This is a genomic window from Vibrio mangrovi (assembly GCF_024346955.1).
GTDB classification, from domain to species: Bacteria; Pseudomonadota; Gammaproteobacteria; order Enterobacterales; family Vibrionaceae; genus Vibrio; species Vibrio mangrovi.
This window is the reverse complement of sequence record NZ_AP024884.1, coordinates 1,211,118-1,231,433: the sequence shown is the minus strand read 5'-3', so window position 1 is coordinate 1,231,433 and position 20,316 is coordinate 1,211,118. Positions and strand designations below refer to the sequence as shown.

The following is a 20,316-nucleotide window of genomic DNA, read 5'->3' as shown; positions in this document are numbered from 1 at the left end:
AAAGAGGCGATTTCAGTGTAGACCGCATTCATCGTGCTGACTGTGAGTCGAATCAAAATCAACTGCATTCAATTACATTCATATCTATTCGTTTTCTGTACCAGCTGTATTTTATCCTGATCAAATCGTCCTGATTTACAGTGTGAATTATGTAGGGACGTTATCTGCCAGTGCCTCATGAACGGCCGCTGATGCATGGATGGTCGTTGTATCATAAAGCGGTACCGGTGTGTCAGACTGTTTGACCAACAGACCGATTTCGGTACAACCTAAGATAATAGCTTGTGCTCCCTGTTCATGGAGTGAGTCAATTATTTTCAGATATTTTTCTCTGGAACTCTCTTTAATTGTGCCCAGACAGAGTTCGTCGTAAATAACCTGATGGACTGTCGTCCTCTGGTCGGCATCAGGAGTAATGACTTCAATCCCGTATTGATCAACTATTCTCTGCTTATAGAAGTCCTGTTCCATGGTGAACCGGGTTCCAAGTAAGCCTACTTTTCTGATTCCATCACGGCTCAACTGTTGAGCAGTGGCATCTGCGATGTGCAGAATTGGAAGAGAAATCGCAGCCTCCATTTCCGGAACGACTTTATGCATAGTATTGGTACAGATGACGATAAAGTCAGCTCCGGCGGCGGCTAAAGATTGAGCTGCACTGACCAGAATCTCTGCTGTTTCCGGCCATCGGTTTTCATGCTGTAGTTGCTCTATCTCTGCAAAATCCACACTGTACAGACAAAGCCTGGCAGAATGCAGACCACCCAGTTGTTGTTTCACACCTTCATTGACTAACTGATAGTAGGTTTGCGTTGATTCCCAGCTCATTCCGCCAATTAAACCGATGGTTTTCATCTTATGTACCTCTGATAAATCAATACGATACATATGGTTATAGCATCATCGGCAGTGTAGAGGCAACCAGCAGGAAAGCCATAGTGTAGTTAAACCACAGAATGTGAGCCGGTTTTCTGAGCAAGGTACTGATCTGTTTTCCGGCAAAAACCCAGGTTGTGCCTGAGGGAATATTGATGATAATGAAAACCATGGCAGTCCAGATGAGTCCCTGAATACTTGCGGATGGGTTGTAAAGGCTGACGGCAGTCAGTGCCATAGACCAACCCTTCGGATTGACCCACTGAAATAGTGCCGCAGATAAAAACGTCATCGGTTGATAGCTGTCGCTGGAGATGTTGGGCCGGCTGGTAGCAATTTTGACTGCCAGATAAATCAGGTATGCCAGACATAACCACTTTAGTATTGGGTGCAGAAGAGGGAACGCATGGAATATTCCGGAAACGCCAATCCCGACTAAAAATACCATCGCGCCAAATCCGAATGTGACACCAAGCATATGAGGCAGTGTACGCACGAAGCCGACATTCGCTCCGGAAGCCATCAGCATCATATTGTTTGGTCCGGGGGTGAATGTTGAAATGAAAGCAAACAGAGCAAGTGCATATAGTTGTTCAAATAACATTGATACCTCTCTTATTTCTATATCTGAGTAACCTCAGGCCAGTCTTGTCAGTAACGGATGATTTTCCTGTTGAAACTGAATCTGAGGTCATCTGGGGCTTGGAAGATGAATAAGAAAATCATATCGGGAAAGTGGCGCAATTATGCGTTTATATTGCTCTTTGAAGGGGTTTGTTAACAACAAATGGTGGAATTGTTGCTCTTATAAGAAATAATATTGCAATCCTTATGGTCTTTTTCTGAATATTTGCTCAGCCGTGACTGCATTCACTTATTTAGAAAATAACACTTATTGAAGCCCGATTTTTTCTACACTGCTATTGACTGATTGCAAAAGTTACCGGTAACATCATTTTGGTTACCGGTAACATCGGGTAATGACCCTACACTCACAAAACAATAAATAGCGGGAAAACACCATGAGCAAATTTTCCAAAACGTTACTCATCGCTACGCTAAGTGGCGCTCTCTCGACCTCGGCCTTCGCAGCAGATTACACGTTTAAATTCCAGTCATCTGATCCATCAGGTGATAAGAATTTCCAGATCCAGAAGCAATGGACCGAGCGTGTTGAGCGTATGTCTGGCGGACGAATCAAAATTAATCTATTACCGGTCGGTAGTGTGTTTAAGCACACTGAAACACTGGACGGTATTAAAATGGGAATACTGGATGGTCAGATTACCGCGACCGGGTATTTCTCCGGTAAAGATCCTGCTTTTGGTCTGATCGGTAATACGGTTGGTGCCTGGTCCAATACCCAGCAACTTCTTCAGTATATTAACTATGGCGGCGGTTATGAGTTGATGAATGAGTTGTATGAACCTTATGGCGTGAAATTTATCGGTGGTTCTACAACCGGTGTTGAATCTTTCGTATCAAAAGTACCGCTGAATGGTGTTGCCGATCTGAAAGGTCTGAAATTGCGTGCTCCGGAAGGGCTGGTGCAGAAAGTATTCGCGGCAGCAGGTGCTGCGCCGGTTAACTTGCCCGGATCTGAGGTTTTCACCGGGCTGAGCAAAGGCGTGATTGATGCCGCTGATTATACCGTTTTCTCAACCAACCAGAAAGCAGGGATGAATGATATTGCGACACATCCGGTTCAGCCTGGTTTCCACTCACTTCCTTTGATCGATGTTTCTATGAGTCTCAAAAAGTGGAACAAATTGCCAGCTGATCTTCAGGAAATTCTGACCGTATCTGTCCGTGATTTTGCTCAGGATATTACTACGCAACTGCGGATTGCGGATCAACAAGCGGTGAAAGAAGCACAGAAAAATCCGAATATCACGATTCACGATTGGTCAGCGGAAGAACGTAAGAAATTCCGTGCAATTGCTGTGACCCAATGGGAAGAGTTCGCCAAGCAATCTCCTAATGCTAAGAAGGTGTTTGATTCTCTGACATCTTACCTGAAAGAAAATGGCCTCCTGTAAAAGATAGAGATCAGTGCCTTTTTCAATCAGAATGAGAGTCTGTCATGAGCAGTTGTTCTGTCGGCCTGTTGTATGCAGACTCTCGTTTTAAACTGGACCTTTACCCATGAGCACAGATAATAAAATTCACCATACAGAAGCTCCTCATAATGTGCTGGACCGAATTATCGTCCGTCTTGGCAATATGCTGAGCTTACTGTTTCTTTTCACTGTGGCTATTTCATTTTATGAAGTTGTCATGCGTTATGTATTTGATTCACCGACTATTTGGGTACATGAGTCTGCATCATTCATCGGTGCCTGCCTGTTTGTTTTCGGTGGTATTTATGCCCTGGCGACCAATAAGCATGTGCGTGTCGTGTTAATCTACGATGCCGTTTCCGAACGTACCCGGCGCTACTTAAATATTTTCCATCACATCATGGGATTTATCTTTGCGGCTTTGCTCGCATACGCTGCTTATCAAATGACTGAAAGTGCAATTTTTTCTCCGTTTGGAGAACTTCACTTTGAGACCTCAGGTTCAGCCTGGAATCCTCCTTTCCCTGCGTACATTAAAATAATGATTTTTCTGACGATGTGCGTGATGTGTGTGCAGTTTGTTTTACACCTGATTCAAGAAGTATCGAATCTGAGGAAGTTATAACATGTTTGATCTGTCTGCTTTAGGTATAGGCTATGGCAGCCTCTTAATGCTGGTCTCTATGGTTGTATTGCTTCTGACGGGCATGCAACTGGCAATGGTTACCGGTTTAGTTGCTCTGATATTTGCCATTGGCTGGTTTGGTATCGATGCGTTACCACTGGTTACCAGTCGTCTATACAGCTTCGTTGGTAGTTATGTTTTTTTAGCGGTTCCTATGTTTGTTCTGATGGCCGCCTTGTTAGACCGTTCCGGCATTGCCCGTGATCTGTTTGATGCAATGAAAATTGTAGGCCGTAAGGTTCGCGGTGGGGTTGCGGTACAGACTCTGGTTGTTGCTGTTGTCCTGGCTTCTATGTCTGGAGTGATCGGCGGTGAAACTGTACTACTGGGGATTCTCGCGTTACCGCAGATGCTACGTTTAGGCTATAACCGTAAACTTGCCATCGGTACGACTTGTGCGGGTGGTGCATTAGGAACGATGCTGCCTCCCAGTATTGTCCTGATTATTTATGGTTTGACGGCGAGTGTTTCTATTGGCGATTTGTTTAAATCGGCTTTTCTTCCTGCATCAATTCTTGCGTCAGCCTACATTGCGTATGTTTTGATCCTGAGTCATATCCATCCTGAATATGCACCATTACCGACGGAAGAAGAGCTGGCGGAAGATCGCAAAACCAATTATTTCAAGGCCCTGTTTTTTCCGGTTTTATCCGTCATTGTCGTTTTGGGCAGTATTTATTCCGGTGTGGCATCGGTCACGGAGGCTTCAGCTCTGGGTGTGGTCGGCATCGCTATCAGTGCCTGGATTCGGGGTGAACTGAATTTTGGTATGCTTCAGGAAAGTGCTAAAGCGACTATGAGCACATGCGGTATGATCATCTGGATCGGGATCGGTGCGACTGCACTGGTCGGTGTCTACAACCTGATGGGTGGTATCGACTTTGTTGAAGAAACCATCTTGGCACTCTCCGGTGGGAGCGTGATGGGCACTATTCTGATTATGATGCTGATCCTTCTGGTTCTGGGGATGTTTCTGGACTGGGTTGGTGTTGCTTTGCTGACAATGCCGATTTTTGTTCCGATCATTACGAATCTTGGCCTCGACCCGGTTTGGTTTGGTGTCGTATTCTGTCTGAACATGCAGGTTTCTTTCCTGTCTCCGCCTTTTGGTCCGGCTGCGTTTTATCTGAAATCGGTGGCTCCCAAAGATATCAGCCTCGGAGAGATCTTCCAGTCACTATTACCATTCATTGGATTGCAAATCGCTGTGCTGGCTCTGGTCATTTTCTTCCCGGAACTTGCCCTCTGGTGGAAATAAATCATTCCTCTTTTAGCCAGTGGCAAGAAATAGTGATAGAAAAATGTGGTGTGCTCACATATGGGGACACCACAACTTTACAGGAAAGGACTTTACAGGGACACACACTCATTTGTATTTATAAGGACACACACCTTAGCCCATCTTTATTTATGAAGACAGGCACCTCAGCCGCTGGAAAATAAATAAAAGATTTGAGGTGGTCTGGGAAACGATAATGTGTTGTTATTGCTTTTATGAGTGTTTTATCACAATAAGTGATTATTATGGATCGGTTTGACGAAAGAATATTGCAAGAGTTGGTCAGGTTCGGGCGGATATCTAATGTTGAACTTGCTGAACGGGTTGGATTATCCCCTTCGGCAACATTAAGAAGAGTCCAGGAGCTGGAACGTAACGGAACAATTAAAGGGTATCGGGCTGTCATTGATAAACACAAGCTGGATATTGGTTTTGTGGCTTATGTTTCGATCGGACTGTCGGATCACAGCAAAAGCGCTCAACTGGCATTTGAAAGTCACGTACAGTTCGCGCCGGAGGTAACGGAATGCCACAATATTACGGGTGGCAATGAGTACTTACTTCGGGTTGAAACGAAGGACTTACTGGCCTATAAACGCTTTCATTCTGAGGTCTTGGGGGAATGCTCTCAGGTGAATTCCATCACGACAATGGTTGTGATGGATTCGCCGAAAGATGAGCGATAAATAACCGTTACGTGATTATTCTGGGGGCAGTTTTTTATCCGGATTTTCTTCCGGATAGGGAATCATATCTCGTATAACATCACGGCAAAGAGCCCGGAACCACTGACCTCCTGGATCGTCGGTCAGAGCCTTGGGCCAGCAGAGATAATATTTCGGATCCGGAAACGAGAACGGGAGATCGCGAATAGTCAGGCCAAACTGCTCCTGAAAGCGTTCAGCCAGTAATCTGCTGGAGCTGAGAAGCAGATCTGTTTGCCCGACAGTTGCCAGTGCTGCAAGAAAGTAGGGAGTCCGGAAAGAGAATCGCCGTTCTCTGACCTGATCTTTGAGTGCATCATTGATAAAATTCCGGGATGTTCCCCCCATGCTGACCAGAATGTGGTTATGTTGCATGTAGTCATCCAGAGTAATCTGTGCTTTATGGGCCAGCGGATGATTTTTAGACATAATACAGCCAAATTTTTCCCGCCCCAGCAGACATTGCTCAAAAGAATTGGGTACTTGAATATAATTACTGCCTAACACCACGTCTACATGGTGTTCTGTTGAATGGATAAGGCTGGTCTCTGTGATCGTGCTGGTTTCCAGAGAAGCATTTGGAGCGTTTTGGTAAAACCGGGAAGCAATGTAAGGAACATAAGCCTGTGCCTGATAGTGGGTTGTTTGCAGGCGAAATGAGCGCTCACTTTGTGCCGGAGAAAAGGAACGGACTGAGTTGAGACCGGCCATTTGTTCGACCATTTGGCGGATGGGATATTCAAGAGCCGCCGCTCTGGCTGTCGGGACCATTCCCTTCGATGTCCGGATGAACAGCGGATCGTCAAATGCATCGCGCAAACGCTGTAATAGCCGACTCATGGCTGACTGACTCAGAAACAGACGGTTGGCGGCTTTGCTGACGTTTCGTTCTTCCAGCAGGTAGAGTAGTCCCGTTAATGATTTCATATCCACATGTTGTAGCTCTGGAGATAGCATCAGTTTATCCCGGTTCATGCATAATAGTTAGGAATATTATGCATTGGATTGTTGTGAAAGAGAACCGCATGATAAAGGCTAGATGAGTATTTTTTGCAGGAGGAAGTGTGGCAAATATATCACGTAAATTTATGTATGGGCTGTTGTTGAGTTGTACAACCATGATTGCGTGGGGGATGATTGCGATTGCTTTGAAATTATCAAATGACTTTGCTGATCCTGTTACACTTACATGGCTTCGTTTCACGGTTGCCGGTGTGATCGTTTGGTTATGGCAAAAACGGCATAATCGTCTGGTTCAGTTTCGCAGACTGGAACGTAGTGACTGGTTACGTCTGAGTCTGGCCGGCGTTCTGTTAATGATCAACTACACCTGTTATGCGTGGAGTCTGGTTTATCTGACTCCGGATTCCTCTCAATTGAGTATGCAGATGGCACCGTTATTCCTGGCTGTCGGTGGTGCTGTTTTCTTTAAAGAATATATTTCATGGCAGCAGTGGGTTTGTTTTGCACTCTTGCTGACTGGGCTGCTGGTCTTTTTTCATCCGGTATTGCAGAGCGGGAGCGGGCAGGAAACGACGGTATTGCTGACGGGACTTACTATTATTTTTGTGTCTGCACTAGCATGGAGTCTTTATGCTCTGGTGCAGAAATCCCTGTTTCAACAACTTGATGCTTCCAATATTTTGCTGGGGATTTATCTGATGGCAATGGTTGTGATGTTCCCACTGACTTCACCATCAGATTTGTTACAAATGTCATTTGAAGAATGGCTTATCGCTTTGTTCTGTTGTCTTAATACTGTTGTGGCATACGGTGCTTTTGCCAAATCGCTGACCTATTGGAAAACCGTACAAGTTAGTTCTGTGATTGCAGTGACGCCAGTAATGGCTTTCCTGCTGACGGAACTGTGTATGACAATGGGGTGGTGGACCGGCATTATTCACTCAGCGCAGGCTGACTGGCTCAGTCTGTCCGGAATGGGATTGGTTATTGTTGCAGCAATTGGTGTGCAGCTTGTCAGTGTCAGTCGCCGCAAGCCTGATGTCAGTGATGTGACTGAACCATCGGCTGCTTAAACATCCGGGGCGCCCCGATAATAGTGCCAGAGGAATAAAGAACCGATGCTCCGGTACGGAGCCCAATGGGCGACCATTGCCCTTGCCTGTGCCGGGGTCGGTTTTTCCTCCAGACCTTTTAATTTACCTAAAGCGATTCGGATTGCCAGATCATCGGCAGGGAAAATATCTAACCGACCCAGCGAGAACATCAGATAGATTTCAGCACTCCAGCGACCAAAACCCCGCAGTTGTGTCATATGGTGAATAACTTCTTCGTCGCTTTGCCGGGAGAATGATTCCAGACAGATCTTGCGGTCGATGATTGCTTCTGCCAGCCCTTTGGTGTATTCCACCTTACGTCGGGAAAGCCCGGCTTCTCTCAATGCCTCCTCTGAAATATGAATAATATCTTCCGGTGAGAGTTGTGGTAACAGCACTTCTACTCTGCCCATAATCGCGTTTGCTGCTTCTGTTGAAATCTGCTGACTGACAATGGTCGCTACCAGAGTGCGAAAACCGGGTGGACGGTGTCTGGAGAGTGGTTCTCCGACTTGGGTCAACGCCTGCTGAACATGGGGATCAAGCTGCGCTAAAGCTGACATTCCTTCACTGATATGATGTTGCCGGATTTGCTGACTCATACTTTTGCCTCGTGTCTTTGGCTGGATATAGAACCTATTCAGATTTTAACCGGAGACGCGACGATTTGTCTCATCTCCGGTTTCACTTTAGAGAGAGGTTAGACAACCGGTGTCAATGGGCGAACCAGCAGAGAGGTGGTGAGTTGGTTATCTTGGGTGGTCGTTACAAAATTCTGAAAATGAACGGATTGTTCATGTTCAGCAAGTGCATCAGTGGATTGCCAGATTTCCCGGACCACGAACAGCCCTTCAGTTGTTGTATCCTGATACAGTTCATAGGTGATACAACCTGTTTCTGCCTGAGATGCGGCGACCAAATCCTGAAGCAGAGCCGATACATTTTCAGCCTGACCTGCTGCGGCCTGAATTTCTGCAATAAGATAAACGTTTGACATGGAGTACTCCGTAAGTATTTTCTTGGAATGAATATTTTTAAAACTAATTATGCGGTGCTCTACTGAGTACCGATATTTTCGAAGATATGTTACTCCTTGCGTATTGTTCTGCAAATCAAAAGCGTAGGTCATCTCCGGTTACTACTCTTAACTGTATCAATAAAACACATTCATGTCATTTTGATACGTTTCTGGCTGGTCAATTCGACATGTTACAACCTCGGAAAGAGTAAAAATACATTGAATAACAATGAAATATAGCTTGGCATATAACCTGCAAATGAGTTCACCGATTTAAATATTGAGTTGGAAAACTGCTGAAACCACTCAGCAGAGCCGCCACAAAAATTGAAAGGTAAATTATGGGAATTAGCTTTGCTGAGCCAGAAAGACTAAAAGAAATTTTTGACGGAGAGAACCGTGAAGAATGGCAGAAAACAAGTCATATCATTCGTAGCATTGGATTGAAAGAAGATGATACTGTTGCCGATCTTGGCGCTGGAACCGGATATTTTTCAAATATTTTCTCGCAAATACTTTGTAAAGGGAAAGTTTATTCTATCGACTGTGAACCCAATATGGTGGCTTATATGCGGGAACGGTTTAGTGATGAACAATTTGCTCATGTTCAGGTCATTCAGTCACAACCAGACAATCCTTGTATCCCTACCGATGTAAACTGGGTTTTTGTCGCCAACACTTATCGGTTTATCCATCATCGTGACGCGTTTTTGCAAAAAATGCGCGAGCAGACAAATCCGGGAACCACATTTGTATTTGTCGATTTTAAAGGTGTAAATGCACGGGTTTCACCACAAATGGCAATCGATGAAGTGAAAAATGCCGGGTTTGAAATTCTCCATCTTGATACGGAAGGTTGCCCGGATCATTATATTCTGACATTTATATAAAAATAATTCGTTAATAAAGCCTGCCAGCGATTGCAGGCTTTATATTCGCTGTAAATCGCCATAACCTACTGTTGTCCAATAGTTATTTTATTCTTCTCTTCATGAATAATCTTTAACGGTGTTCCTTGTATTGCAATTCTGAGTGCCTGACGAATACTCATTGTGCCACGTATACGATGGGGCTGGATATGACCATATTTCGATAGATCGGTTTCAATCATACATCCTGTGGCGTGGACAAGCTGCTGTGCGACTTCATCAAAGCGTTTAAAATCTATATTGTAACTTGCAATTTTGTCACAGTTTCCACCTAAGTCCGGGATTGATGATGTTTGGGAAGGAGCACAACCATTAAGTAGTAGGGAAGACGATAATACCGCTGAAAAAACAAGTTTCCACATGAATCGGGCCTTTTTGTGTGAGAGAAATTTATGAAGATATTATTACAGGGACACTCATTCTAAAAGAATGTAAGTAACGAGAACTGAAAAACTAAAAACTAACTAATGAGGACATACACTCTAATGCTAATGCCTTACGAGGACAGACACCTTAAGACAAAGTCAGTATGTCATCCTTTATCAACATCAAAGTTACATCGAAAAAAACAATATGACTCGTATTGTGTTCATATACCCCTTTCCCTCAACTCTCCACTTCGACATACTGCCAGTACCATTCACAGACAGTGTTTCCCTCATGACTATCGCCAGAGCTCAGTTGGTTGCTCTTCATCTCACCACCTACTATCACTGTGTATCACGCTGTGTCCGCCGGGCATTCCTGTGTGGTGAAGACCCTCTGACCGGAAAATCTTACGCGCACCGGCGTGACTGGGTTGAACAACGTATTCTGTCCCTGGCTCAGGTTTATTGCATCGACATCTGTGCCTATGCCGTGATGAGTAACCATTATCATCTGGTGGTTCATATCAATCAGGCAAAAGCCTCACAACTCCCAGACAGTGAAGTGATTGAACTCTGGAAGAAAGAACATCAGCTCCCTTCTCTGATACAACGGTATCTGAAAAATCAGGTCTCTCCATCGGAAGCTCAGACCTGTCGAAGAATCATCCATCTCTGGCGGGAGCGACTCTATTCCCTGAGCTGGTTTATGAAAGAGCTCAATTTCAGTATTGCCAGACAAGCCAATCAGGAAGACCAATGTCGTGGGCATTTCTGGGAAAGCCGTTTCAAGTCTCAGGCATTACTGGATGAAAAAGCGCTGCTGGCGGCCATGGCCTATACTGACCTGAATCCGGTTCGGGCAGGTATTGCTGAAACTCCGGAAACGTCAGAGTATACCTCCCTCAAGAGACGGCTTGACTCACTGGTGGATAATCCACCTATATCATCGGGATTATTTCCATTTGTTGGTGAATCCTATCAGAAAAAGACTGATGGTCTTCCATTTCGTTTGATTGACTATATTGAGTGGGTCGATTGGGTGGGGCGGCAGATCCGAGAAGGGAAACCGGGATACATTGATAGAAATCAGCCCGCAATTCTCGTGCGGCTGTCTTTGGGGCAAACCGCGAGTTTCAATCTATGTACCCAATTTGAGCGAAAGCGGTGTTTGTGGATTGGGACTCCGAATCAATTATATTCAGTTAAATTATCCTTAAATAAACAACGAATTCATGGCTTGTCTATTTAATTTAATATCTTCCCACATATTTCAAATTCGGCAGTAAATATATCTCTGATTTGATTGTACTAAAAATATTCCAATAATTTCGGCATTATAAAATACCTCCAGATAGTTCAATTCAATGATTGTGTCATTACAGATGTCAACTCCTATCTTATAGATATAGAGTTAATGGAATTTTTTAAAGTGTGTGTCCGCATTAGGTTTACATGTGTCCGCATTAGGTTTAGGTTGGAGTGTATGTCCATGTAAGAAAAACCATGCTGCAATTATTTTTACAGCATGGTTTGGTTTCCCGATATTAAAAAAGCCTATCTAAATTGACTACTTGGTTAAACCAAGCGCTTCATTCATTACGTGGAAGATATAGTTTTGCTCAACAGCTCCCTGGAAAAGGTATGCTTCAGGTCCACGGGCAAAAATTGCAACATCTTCACCTGAATGTGTTTCAGAAGAAAGTTTTATCAGAGATTGTTGTCTGTAATCGAGGTCTAAGACTTCTTCCTGAGTTGGATTAGAGCGTGCACCATTGACTGCTCCAGGCCCGTTGCCATAAGACAGTGTAGTGTAACGTCTGCCGTAATCGTCTACATTGTATTGACCATTTTTCTTTGACAGCCCCAGAATTGGGTTGCCACGGTCAGCATAACCATTTGAGATTAAAGTATGAGCATGGTCAGCAGTCACAATGATTAGTGTGTCTTCCGGATTTGTTTTGTCTAGTGCAGCCTTAATTGCATCATCATAAGCGACAGTATCAGCCAGAGCTCGGGCCGCATTTCCGGCATGATGTGCGTGGTCAATACGTCCGCCTTCAACCATCAGCAGATAACCATCTTTATTCTTGGATAAAATGTCGATAGCTTTGGCTGTCATTTCTGCTACAGAGGGTTCACCATCTCTGCGGTCTGCTTCATATTTCATGTGGCTGCTTTCAAACAGACCAAATGCCTGTTTGGTATTTTTGTTCAGTGTATCAAAGCCAGCTTTGTCGTAGACATATTGTGCTCCGGGGTGTTTCACTTGCCATTCTGCAATTAGGTTACGGCCATCTTTACGCTTGCCCTTTTTGCCATCAGGGTCAACTGTTGTTGCTGGAATAAACTCACGACGTCCACCACCAAAAACAACATCCATTCCCTTTCCACCGTTGAAGTTGATCAACTGCTGGGCAATATCAATACATCCTTGATTTTTAGCAATATTGGGTAGTTTTGAATCATTTTCCCAGTCACGATCTGCTGCATGAGCATAAGTCGTTGCCGGTGTTGCGTGAGTGATTCTGGCGGTTGAAACGACCCCGACAGATAATCCTTTTTCTGCGGCCATTTCCCAGGCTGTTTTTGCTTCATGACCAATTTGGGTGTTACAGAAACCACGTCTGACGTTGTCATCAACGCTGATGATACCTTGTTTAGTTTTTACACCGGTAACCATAGCACTTGCTGTACCAGCTGAGTCTGGAGTCTGTGCATTGGTGTTGTAGGTTTTGGAAAGAGCAACATAAGGGAGCTGCTCCATAGTCAGCTTATATTCTTCACCTAGCATGCCACGGCGCTGTCCCTCATAAATGCGGGCTGCAGTAATTGTGCCAATACTCATCCCGTCTCCGACAAACAGAATGACATTTTTAGCTGGTTTATCTATAGGTTTGTTCGCTTTTGCTTTAGCAATCTGTTGCTGTGCCTGAACGAACCAGACATCACTCTTTTGCGGTGTATTGATTTGAGCAGTTTCACTACTTGTAGTACAACCGACAAGCGATGCCATAAGACCACTGGCTAATAATAAATGGTTATTTTTCACAAAAATTCTCCGTGTTTTGCGCTTTTTATAATATCCACTGATATCAAATTGAAATACGTGATCTATTAATACCGATGAAGATGAATTATTTGTGAATAAACCGTGAAACTTTTTTGTGGCTATATTTTTTTCTGATCGATTCAGTATATTGAAATAAACCTTGATGCTCTCAGGAGCAGTTTCAGTGAGAATCACTGGATTCAGAGGCTGGGTAGAGATTTGGGCCATAGTCATTCTATGGTGAAAGTATCCAAAAGGATTATTTCTTTAAAAGAAAGTTGTGGATGAATAAATGATGAAAAAAAACGTTGTTCAGTTTTTACTTTTCTTTGTATGGCTGGGCTTATTTCCCGGGGCGGTTTATGCGCAGGCACAACAGGAATCAGTGCTTACTCTGACATGGAAGGATCTCATTCCTGCTGGGGAACGCCGTCAGAAACCTCCGGTTCGCACAACACCAGTCGATCATGAGAATGATACGCCTCCACAATTGAAAATGGGGGGAGTTCGGGATGATCTTAATGGGAAGATAGTGAAAATTCCCGGATTTGTGATTCCATTGGAGGGTGATGATAAGTCAGTTACTGAATTTCTTCTGGTACCGTTTCTCGGGGCTTGTATCCATGTGCCACCACCGCCGCCAAATCAGATTATCTATGTCAAATTTGAACATGGTGCACCGATTCGTAAATTATGGGACATCGTTTATGTGGTTGGTGAACTAAAGACTGAAACGATGAATCTGGATCTGGGGGAAAGCGGTTATGTTTTGTATGGTCAGGCTCTTGAGGACTACGCTCAGGACCATAGTTAATAGGTTATGGATTGCTGGTCTAATGACCAATTCTCTACTTTGGTTGTGGTGAGTTGGGACATAGATGACAATTCTGTATCTTATGAGTAGGTAACGCTATGAAGCGAGAGTTGTTTTGGTTATCCTAAGCCCTGAAATCGAAGTTGGATGGAGGTCATGATGGCGAAGGATTGGGATGAACTCGCTGCGGCTTGGGAATCTGATCAGGCAAATATAGAGTTAACAGAAAAAGTATTTGCGGAATTGACGAAGAACATTAGCCTTGAAGGCAAACACATCCTTGATCTTGGGTGTGGAACTGGCTTGTTGAGTCAGATGATGTCATCAGAGGCCCGTTCGATTGTTGCATTGGATGCGTCAGAGGCAATGATCGAAGAGTTGGATAAAAAAGAACTTGAAAATGTTGAACCAGTCGTTGATTCCCTGACCCGGGGACTTGTCGCTCAGCATCCGGCATTTCGCAAACAGTTTGATCTGATTGTTGCTGTCTCCGTTTGTGAGTTTTTACCACATTTGTCGGAATCTTTGGAAATTGTGCATTCGCTGCTCAATCAGGGGAGTGCATTTATTCACTGGGACTGGATTATTGATGATGAAGACCGTTCATCCGGTTTAGGAATGGTAGAAATGCAGGATGAGCTGATTCAGGCTGGTTTTGCCCATGTAAATGTTGCTCAGGTATTTAAAGTAAAAACTTCCCAGGGAATGATGTCGGTAATGATGGGGATTGCAATTAAGTGATTGCATCTATAGTTTGATTCCTTTCTATCATAGTCTCTGAAAACAGCGCGATTAGGCGCTGTTTTTTTATGCTTTCATTCTCTTAAGTCTCCCTTAAGTTTCACCTCTTATGCTGTCTTTAACGTATTCAAAGAGGGTTGAATTATGCAAGCCGCCCTGCGCGATTCTTCAATGAAACTAGAGATGATTGATGAGGCGCATCCAATGCGCCATCAGGTTGAACAATATATTGCCGAAAGGTATTCATCTGCATTTGACGCAAAGATAGATCAATTCATGCCACAATTTCTGGCTTTGTTACAGGAAGATGAGATTCAGTCTATCTGTGGATATCGTGCCGCCTCCGATACGCAACTTTTCCTGGAACAGTATCTGGATTGTGCTGCTGAGTTGGCTGTATCGGATGCGTTTTCCCAGTCAGTTGATCGCTCCGCTTTAATCGAGTTTGGTCAGCTTGCCTCTTTTTCTAAAGGGATATCCCCATTTCATTTTTATCTGATTGCCCGGCGACTGGTAGAAATGGAGTATCGGTGGTGTATCTGTACAGTAACAGATCCGCTGTATGCTTTAATGAAACGACTGGGGTTAAATCCGGTCTTTATCTCACAGGCTGATGCCCAGCGTGTGAATAATGCTCACCAATGGGGTAGTTACTACCAGCTTAGTCCCCGAATTGTTGCCGGAGACCTTCGTCAAAGCCTGGCTCATCTGAGACGCTACTGGCTGACTAAAGGTATTCGTATAAAGTGAGAGAAAATGAATGAGTGAAACAATTTTATCTGCGTTATTTTCCCATGCCAAACAGCGTCCGGATGCAATCGCATTTATCGGGCAGAGTTCTCCGGAAGAACAGGAGATACTGACTTTCCAGCAATTATCTGAACAAGTGTGCCATTATGCTGAAGTATTCCGAGAGTTGCAGGCGCATTGTATTGCAATTTATGCCGAAAATAGTCTGTCATGGCTGATCGCCGATCTGGCTGCTATGTACGCACAAATTCCCTGTGTTCCGCTTCCGAAATTTTTCAGTCCCAGCCAGATAGATCATGTTCTTTCCCAAACAGGGACAGACGTTCTTATTTATGACCAGCCTTTGCAAGGCTTTGAACCATGTGGCGAACTGAAAGACTGCTCTATTGGTTGTCGTTCTGAAAAAAACGAACTTGCAGAGGGCGCCATCTTACCGGAGACAATAAAGATTACCTTCACATCCGGTTCGACCGGACAACCGAAAGGTGTATGTCTGAGCCAGCAGAATCTCGATCAGGTGACATCGAGTCTGGCCCGTGAAATGGCAAAACTGGCAGGTTTGGAAAAGCATTTAGTGATGTTGCCGTTATCGACACTACTGGAAAATATTACTGGGGTGTATGTCCCTCTAATGCTTGGTCTGAGCTCGGTTGTTTTAAACGGGGCTGCTGTCGGGCTACAGGGTTCCAGTCAGTTTGATCCGGAGCGTTTTGCGGTAGCGCTGATGTCATACCACCCTAATTCACTGGTACTGACTCCGGCGTTGCTTCATGCCCTGATAGCTGTCACCCGGCACTTCCCTCCACTGGCAGACTCTCTTGGATTTGTTGCTGTCGGTGGTGCCAGGGTGGCACCTCAGACACTAACTGAAGCTCATAATTTAGGGATTCCGGCTTATGAAGGTTATGGGTTGTCCGAATGCGGTTCGGTTGTCAGCCTGAATACACCTGAAGCAAACAATCCCGGAACTGCGGGAAGAATTCTGCCTCATGCCGAAGTCCGGCTAGCTGAAGATGGTGAAATCTGGGTGAAAGGTTCAGTTGCATTGGGTTATCTGAACCAGCCATTGACTTCCGAGTGGGTGAAAACTGGTGATCTGGGCAGTATTGATGAACATGGCTTCTTATCGATTCAGGGAAGAAAGAAAAATCAGATTATTACCGGCTTTGGCCGCAATATTTCTCCTGAGTGGATCGAATCGGAAAGCCAGCAATGGGATGCACTTCGAAGTCTGATCGTGGTGGGTGAAGCAAAAGACAGGCTTATCGGTTTAGTACTGGCTCAGGATTCTGAAGCGGTGATAACTGCAATTCATGAGTTGAACTGCCAGCTTCCCGACTATGCTCATATTTGTCAGGTGATGTTTGTGTTGTCGCCACAAGAGTATCGTGCCCTGTTGACTGCAAATGGACGCCCTAAACGCAACCTGATCGAAGCACAGGTAGGTTTGTGGTGCGAAAACATTGAACATTTTCAGAATGTTGTAAAATTAATTGATATTCAGTCTTAATAATTTATGTGGAGTCGAAGAGATGAGTGATTTTTTTGCTAAATTACAGGAAGCAACACAACCTGCCCGTCAGGCAATGCTATCCGCTCCGATTATTGCTGCATGCGGACAGGGAGATATTACCCTGAATCAGTATCAGGCATTTCTGACACAGGCATACCATCATGTAAAGCATACGGTTCCGCTTCTGATGGCATGTGGTGCCCGTCTTGGGGAAGACAAAGAGTGGCTGCGGACTGCTATTGCTGAGTACATTGAAGAAGAAATCGGTCACCATGAATGGATTTTGAATGATATCCGGGCATGTGACGGAGCAGCAGATGATGTTCGTCAGAATCAGAATGATGGTGCTGTCTGTACGGCGATTGAGCTGATGGTTGCCTATTTGTATCACCAGATCGATCGGGGAAATCCGCTGGCTTTATTCGGTATGGTATGGGTGTTGGAAGGAACCAGTGTGGGGATCGGTGGTCAGGTCGCGCAACAGGTGAAGCAAACCCTGGATTTACCGGATAATGCATTGACTTATCTGACTTCTCATAGTGAACTGGATCAGGATCATATTCAGTTTTTTGCTCGCCTGATGGCTCAGATTACCGACCCGGATGAGCAGCAAGTGATCATCCGTTCTGCTAATATGGTATTTCAGCTGTACGGACAAATGCTACAGACACTGACACAATAAAATACAGATTTCCGTAAAGGAGCAAAAGGATATGAGAACGAGTACAAGAAACCGGGTCATTGCAGCATGCTGCCTTCTGATTGGGTCATCACCGGTTTGGGCGAGTGGTGCTGATCCACTGACAACGATTCAGAAGAAATGGGCGCAGTGCCAGTATCAGTCACAGGATGAGGATCAGCAAATCTATTGTCTGGAAAATCTGGTGAAACTGAGCGAGAGCTCTCTTCAGAGCGCTCCGGATCGCAATGATTTGAAAGTCTGGCTGGCAATTAGTAAAAGTTCTCTGGCTGGTGCTGACGGTGGATTAGGCGGTTTATCTCTGGCGAAAGAAGCCAGAGCTATACTGGAAGAGGTGGTTAAAACTGCACCTGAGACTCTGGATGGCTCGGCATACACAACTTTGGGCTCGTTATACTATAAAGTTCCGGGATGGCCGGTTGGATTCGGGGATGATGACAAGGCTGAGGAAATGTTTAAAAAGGCACTGGAATATAATCCCAACGGTATCGATCCAAACTACTTTTACGGTGATTTTCTGGCTGAAGATGGACGTAAAGCTGAAGCAATTAAATATTTGAAACGTGCAGCAGCTGCGCCACCACGGGAAACCAGACCGCTGGCTGATCAAGGGCGAATGGCAGAAGTGCACAAGCGTTTACAAGAATTAGGTGCTCAATGAGATTACTGCTGGTCGAAGATGATGTGTTACTGGGACAGTCGATGGTTACGGCATTAAGCCGTCAGGGATATACCGTCGACTGGCTTGAACAAGGCTCCGGCGTTGTAACTGCTCTGAAAACAGAGCAGTTTACGGCGATTATTCTGGACTTGATGCTTCCGGATATTGGTGGTTTTGAGGTGTTAAAAGCTGTGCGACGGGCCGGATATTCAATTCCGATCATGATTCTGACTGCCCGGGACGAGATTCAGGATCGGGTGAAAGGACTGGACGGTGGTGCCGATGATTATCTGGTTAAGCCGTTTGCTCTGGAAGAATTACTGGCTCGTTTACGAGTGATGATTCGACGTCTTTCCGGGGCCACAGATAGTCAGGTTGAAGTCGGTGATCTGATATTATCTTTAGACCGGCAGGTCGTTTTGTACCAGGGACAGGCTCTCAAATTAACCAATAACGAATTTAAATTACTGGCATCACTGATGAATCAGGCCGGACGGGTGATGAGCAAAGAACAACTACAGCAGTCGTTGCACGGATGGGATGAAGGCAGTAGTGATAATGCCATTGAAGTCCATATTCATAATTTGCGTAAAAAAGTCCCGGGGAATGTCATCAAAAACATTCGTGGTGTAGGGTATATAATTGAAAAATAATAAGAAACCTTATTCTATAAAAAAGCGTATTACTTCATCAATGATTGCGCTTTCTTCTATTTTTATTCTGATTTCCCTGTTTTTCAGCTATAGCTCATCACACCATGAAATTCTGGAAGTTTATGACGCCCGGATGGGACAGACAGCAAAGCTATTTTTACTGAGTCTGCCTGATTCGGGCGCTTTGCGGGAAAGTTCTGAGAATGTCAGACAGTTGGATAGCTGGATGAAAAATATTCAGGCAGCCCATAGTGATGATGACGAGACGGCCTATGGGCATCCATATGAACAGAAGGTTCTGATTCAGTTATACCGGGATGGGAGAGTTGTCTGGGGTTCTCATCCTCGTCATCATGTGATTGTCCATGACCCCACTTATTCCGGATTTGGTTATGTTGAAATCGAAGGAAAACAGTGGCGGTATTTTCAGCTCCCTATGGAGCTGCACAATCCGGAGCATTCTGAGTATATTATTGTTGCGGAGCAGCAATCGGTCCGGAATGAAATGATTACCGAACTGGCGTTTTCAACTTTAATACCACAGTTGGTGCTGATCCCGTGTCTGGCTTTCGTGTTGTACTTTTTGATTGATCGCCATTTTACACCGATCGCGGAGTTGCAACAGGCGATCTCCCAACGTAGCGTTCGTATGCTTGATTCCGTTACGGTCGGGCACAATACCACGGAGTTATCACCGCTGGTTACCGCTTTAAACCGGCTGCTTTCTGAACTGGATAGTGCATGGAAACGTGAAAAACGCTTTACTGGCATGGCCGCCCATGAATTAAAAACACCATTGGCGGTACTTAGGCTGAATGCAGAAAATGCATTGAATAGTGACCGGGAAGATGAACTGCATTCTGATTTACGCAATATTTTGCGTGGTATCGAACGTTCGGATCGTCTGATTCAGCAGTTGCTGACTTTAGCCCGGGTTGAAAATATCCACGCAATGGAACGGGTTGAGATCGACCTGAAGCGTTTGGTTCGGCATGTCATGGGAGAACTTGCTCCGCTGGCGTTACGGAATCATCAGGAAATGGCACTCGTTGGCGATGACTGCACTATTCCGGGGGACGAGTCTTTACTGGGAATTCTACTGAGTAATCTGATTGATAATGCGATTCGCTATGCCGGTGAAGAGCGGCAGATTACAGTGACGTTGAAAGATTTGCCGGATAAGGTTCAGGTTTATGTCACGGATACCGGAGAAGATCTCACGCCGGAAGCCCGTGAAAAATTGTTTGAGAGTTTTTATCGTTCGAATCGGGAGAAAGGTGATGGAGCCGGATTAGGGCTTTCCATTACAAAAGACATTGTCAAGCTGCATTACGGTACAGTTGAATTACTTCCCCGGGAGAATCAGTCGAATACTTTTCTGGTGTCATTGATGAAAAATCAGAGTGTTTCCTCCATGTTGAAACACGATGAACTGACTTTTAACGCTGAAAGTTAGGCA

General features: G+C 44.8%; 22 protein-coding genes. 15 read left to right on the top strand and 7 right to left on the bottom strand.

The annotated features are described in order from the left end of the window. Positions 1-147 precede the first annotated feature (147 nt). Together OCU74_RS21590 and OCU74_RS21585 are read right to left on the bottom strand one after the other, a co-directional pair. Complete coding sequence (locus OCU74_RS21590; protein WP_087481880.1) at positions 148-855, bottom strand: aspartate/glutamate racemase family protein; 708 nt, start codon at positions 853-855, stop codon at positions 148-150. Between the two features lie 37 nt (positions 856-892). Beyond that, the gene (locus tag OCU74_RS21585) at positions 893-1,480 is read right to left on the bottom strand and encodes a LysE family translocator (protein ID WP_087481857.1); all 588 of its coding nucleotides are present in this window, start codon (positions 1,478-1,480) and stop codon (positions 893-895) included. Between the two features lie 418 nt (positions 1,481-1,898). Between OCU74_RS21585 and OCU74_RS21580 the strand changes: the two genes are divergently transcribed. From OCU74_RS21580 to OCU74_RS21565, 4 genes are all read left to right on the top strand, one after another. After that, positions 1,899-2,915 carry a TRAP transporter substrate-binding protein gene (locus tag OCU74_RS21580; protein WP_087481858.1) on the top strand — a complete coding sequence of 339 codons (1,017 nt, stop codon included), beginning with the start codon at positions 1,899-1,901 and terminating at the stop codon, positions 2,913-2,915. Between the two features lie 106 nt (positions 2,916-3,021). Beyond that, positions 3,022-3,561 (top strand): TRAP transporter small permease subunit, encoded by a 540-nt coding sequence (locus OCU74_RS21575; protein ID WP_087481859.1) that lies wholly within the window; start codon positions 3,022-3,024, stop codon positions 3,559-3,561. 1 nt (position 3,562) lies between these two features. After that, on the top strand, positions 3,563-4,879 hold the full coding sequence (locus OCU74_RS21570) for a TRAP transporter large permease (RefSeq protein WP_087481860.1): 1,317 nt from the start codon (positions 3,563-3,565) through the stop codon (positions 4,877-4,879). Between the two features lie 266 nt (positions 4,880-5,145). Beyond that, a complete protein-coding gene (locus OCU74_RS21565) occupies positions 5,146-5,586 on the top strand; it encodes an Lrp/AsnC family transcriptional regulator (RefSeq protein WP_087481861.1) in 441 nt (146 codons plus the stop codon). A 15-nt stretch (positions 5,587-5,601) separates the two neighbouring features. Here OCU74_RS21565 and OCU74_RS21560 read toward each other — a convergent pair whose 3' ends face one another. After that, complete coding sequence (locus tag OCU74_RS21560; RefSeq protein ID WP_087481881.1) at positions 5,602-6,561, bottom strand: LysR family transcriptional regulator; 960 nt, start codon at positions 6,559-6,561, stop codon at positions 5,602-5,604. 107 nt (positions 6,562-6,668) lie between these two features. On the opposite strand from OCU74_RS21560, the gene OCU74_RS21555 reads away from it, so the two are divergent. Further along, complete coding sequence (locus OCU74_RS21555) at positions 6,669-7,640, top strand: DMT family transporter (RefSeq protein ID WP_200807754.1); 972 nt, start codon at positions 6,669-6,671, stop codon at positions 7,638-7,640. Here OCU74_RS21555 and OCU74_RS21550 read toward each other — a convergent pair. Beyond that, positions 7,637-8,263: a DNA-3-methyladenine glycosylase family protein gene (locus OCU74_RS21550; RefSeq protein ID WP_234993609.1), complete on the bottom strand. Its 627-nt coding sequence runs from the start codon at positions 8,261-8,263 to the stop codon at positions 7,637-7,639. The two genes, OCU74_RS21555 and OCU74_RS21550, sit on opposite strands and share 4 nt — an antisense overlap. A gap of 98 nt (positions 8,264-8,361) precedes the next feature. Then, entirely contained in the window at positions 8,362-8,658 is a 297-nt protein-coding gene (locus tag OCU74_RS21545; protein ID WP_159457447.1) for a putative quinol monooxygenase, read from the bottom strand. A gap of 362 nt (positions 8,659-9,020) precedes the next feature. Here OCU74_RS21545 and OCU74_RS21540 point away from each other — a divergent pair, with 362 nt between their 5' ends. Further along, positions 9,021-9,569, top strand: a complete 549-nt coding sequence (locus tag OCU74_RS21540) for a class I SAM-dependent methyltransferase (RefSeq protein ID WP_087481864.1) — start codon at positions 9,021-9,023, stop codon at positions 9,567-9,569. A 65-nt stretch (positions 9,570-9,634) separates the two neighbouring features. On the opposite strand, the gene OCU74_RS21535 is transcribed toward OCU74_RS21540, so the two are convergent. Beyond that, entirely contained in the window at positions 9,635-9,970 is a 336-nt protein-coding gene (locus OCU74_RS21535; protein WP_143693250.1) for a hypothetical protein, read from the bottom strand. A 298-nt stretch (positions 9,971-10,268) separates the two neighbouring features. On the opposite strand from OCU74_RS21535, the gene OCU74_RS21530 reads away from it, so the two are divergent. Beyond that, positions 10,269-11,225, top strand: a complete 957-nt coding sequence (locus OCU74_RS21530) for a transposase (RefSeq protein WP_261856176.1) — start codon at positions 10,269-10,271, stop codon at positions 11,223-11,225. Between the two features lie 318 nt (positions 11,226-11,543). On the opposite strand, the gene OCU74_RS21525 is transcribed toward OCU74_RS21530, so the two are convergent. Next, on the bottom strand, positions 11,544-13,025 hold the full coding sequence (locus OCU74_RS21525) for an alkaline phosphatase (protein WP_234993650.1): 1,482 nt from the start codon (positions 13,023-13,025) through the stop codon (positions 11,544-11,546). Between the two features lie 295 nt (positions 13,026-13,320). On the opposite strand from OCU74_RS21525, the gene OCU74_RS21520 reads away from it, so the two are divergent. From OCU74_RS21520 to OCU74_RS21485, 8 genes are all read left to right on the top strand, one after another. Next, the gene (locus OCU74_RS21520) at positions 13,321-13,839 is read left to right on the top strand and encodes a DUF3299 domain-containing protein (RefSeq protein ID WP_087482994.1); all 519 of its coding nucleotides are present in this window, start codon (positions 13,321-13,323) and stop codon (positions 13,837-13,839) included. Between the two features lie 159 nt (positions 13,840-13,998). Beyond that, a complete protein-coding gene (locus tag OCU74_RS21515) occupies positions 13,999-14,580 on the top strand; it encodes a class I SAM-dependent DNA methyltransferase (RefSeq protein ID WP_087482989.1) in 582 nt (193 codons plus the stop codon). Between the two features lie 144 nt (positions 14,581-14,724). Then, entirely contained in the window at positions 14,725-15,330 is a 606-nt protein-coding gene (locus tag OCU74_RS21510) for a thermostable hemolysin (protein WP_087482988.1), read from the top strand. A 10-nt stretch (positions 15,331-15,340) separates the two neighbouring features. Beyond that, positions 15,341-16,840 (top strand): AMP-binding protein, encoded by a 1,500-nt coding sequence (locus OCU74_RS21505; protein ID WP_087482987.1) that lies wholly within the window; start codon positions 15,341-15,343, stop codon positions 16,838-16,840. Positions 16,841-16,862: 22 nt separating this feature from the next. Then, positions 16,863-17,525 carry a TenA family transcriptional regulator gene (locus OCU74_RS21500; RefSeq protein WP_087482986.1) on the top strand — a complete coding sequence of 221 codons (663 nt, stop codon included), beginning with the start codon at positions 16,863-16,865 and terminating at the stop codon, positions 17,523-17,525. Positions 17,526-17,556: 31 nt separating this feature from the next. Next, entirely contained in the window at positions 17,557-18,204 is a 648-nt protein-coding gene (locus OCU74_RS21495; protein WP_087482985.1) for a tetratricopeptide repeat protein, read from the top strand. Continuing rightward, positions 18,201-18,857: a response regulator gene (locus OCU74_RS21490; RefSeq protein ID WP_087482984.1), complete on the top strand. Its 657-nt coding sequence runs from the start codon at positions 18,201-18,203 to the stop codon at positions 18,855-18,857. The genes OCU74_RS21495 and OCU74_RS21490 overlap by 4 nt, the downstream gene beginning before the upstream one ends. Next, positions 18,847-20,313, top strand: coding sequence for a sensor histidine kinase (locus tag OCU74_RS21485; RefSeq protein WP_315972465.1), 1,467 nt, complete (start codon positions 18,847-18,849; stop codon positions 20,311-20,313). Before OCU74_RS21490 ends, OCU74_RS21485 begins: the two co-directional genes overlap by 11 nt. Positions 20,314-20,316: the final 3 nt, after the last annotated feature.

What these genes read in the sequence shown, in the direction of transcription:
- OCU74_RS21580 (WP_087481858.1), top strand. Translation starts at nt 1,899, where the DNA reads ATGAGCAAATTTTCCAAAACGTTACTCATCGCTACGCTAAGTGGCGCT.
- OCU74_RS21565 (WP_087481861.1), top strand. Translation starts at nt 5,146, where the DNA reads ATGGATCGGTTTGACGAAAGAATATTGCAAGAGTTGGTCAGGTTCGGG.
- OCU74_RS21515 (WP_087482989.1), top strand. Translation starts at nt 13,999, where the DNA reads ATGGCGAAGGATTGGGATGAACTCGCTGCGGCTTGGGAATCTGATCAG.
- OCU74_RS21540 (WP_087481864.1), top strand. Translation starts at nt 9,021, where the DNA reads ATGGGAATTAGCTTTGCTGAGCCAGAAAGACTAAAAGAAATTTTTGAC.
- OCU74_RS21520 (WP_087482994.1), top strand. Translation starts at nt 13,321, where the DNA reads ATGAAAAAAAACGTTGTTCAGTTTTTACTTTTCTTTGTATGGCTGGGC.
- OCU74_RS21495 (WP_087482985.1), top strand. Translation starts at nt 17,557, where the DNA reads ATGAGAACGAGTACAAGAAACCGGGTCATTGCAGCATGCTGCCTTCTG.
- OCU74_RS21535 (WP_143693250.1), bottom strand. Translation starts at nt 9,970, where the DNA reads ATGTGGAAACTTGTTTTTTCAGCGGTATTATCGTCTTCCCTACTACTT.
- OCU74_RS21545 (WP_159457447.1), bottom strand. Translation starts at nt 8,658, where the DNA reads ATGTCAAACGTTTATCTTATTGCAGAAATTCAGGCCGCAGCAGGTCAG.
- OCU74_RS21560 (WP_087481881.1), bottom strand. Translation starts at nt 6,561, where the DNA reads ATGCTATCTCCAGAGCTACAACATGTGGATATGAAATCATTAACGGGA.
- OCU74_RS21490 (WP_087482984.1), top strand. Translation starts at nt 18,201, where the DNA reads ATGAGATTACTGCTGGTCGAAGATGATGTGTTACTGGGACAGTCGATG.
- OCU74_RS21510 (WP_087482988.1), top strand. Translation starts at nt 14,725, where the DNA reads ATGCAAGCCGCCCTGCGCGATTCTTCAATGAAACTAGAGATGATTGAT.
- OCU74_RS21500 (WP_087482986.1), top strand. Translation starts at nt 16,863, where the DNA reads ATGAGTGATTTTTTTGCTAAATTACAGGAAGCAACACAACCTGCCCGT.
- OCU74_RS21570 (WP_087481860.1), top strand. Translation starts at nt 3,563, where the DNA reads ATGTTTGATCTGTCTGCTTTAGGTATAGGCTATGGCAGCCTCTTAATG.
- OCU74_RS21505 (WP_087482987.1), top strand. Translation starts at nt 15,341, where the DNA reads ATGAGTGAAACAATTTTATCTGCGTTATTTTCCCATGCCAAACAGCGT.
- OCU74_RS21530 (WP_261856176.1), top strand. Translation starts at nt 10,269, where the DNA reads ATGACTATCGCCAGAGCTCAGTTGGTTGCTCTTCATCTCACCACCTAC.
- OCU74_RS21575 (WP_087481859.1), top strand. Translation starts at nt 3,022, where the DNA reads ATGAGCACAGATAATAAAATTCACCATACAGAAGCTCCTCATAATGTG.
- OCU74_RS21550 (WP_234993609.1), bottom strand. Translation starts at nt 8,263, where the DNA reads ATGAGTCAGCAAATCCGGCAACATCATATCAGTGAAGGAATGTCAGCT.
- OCU74_RS21590 (WP_087481880.1), bottom strand. Translation starts at nt 855, where the DNA reads ATGAAAACCATCGGTTTAATTGGCGGAATGAGCTGGGAATCAACGCAA.
- OCU74_RS21585 (WP_087481857.1), bottom strand. Translation starts at nt 1,480, where the DNA reads ATGTTATTTGAACAACTATATGCACTTGCTCTGTTTGCTTTCATTTCA.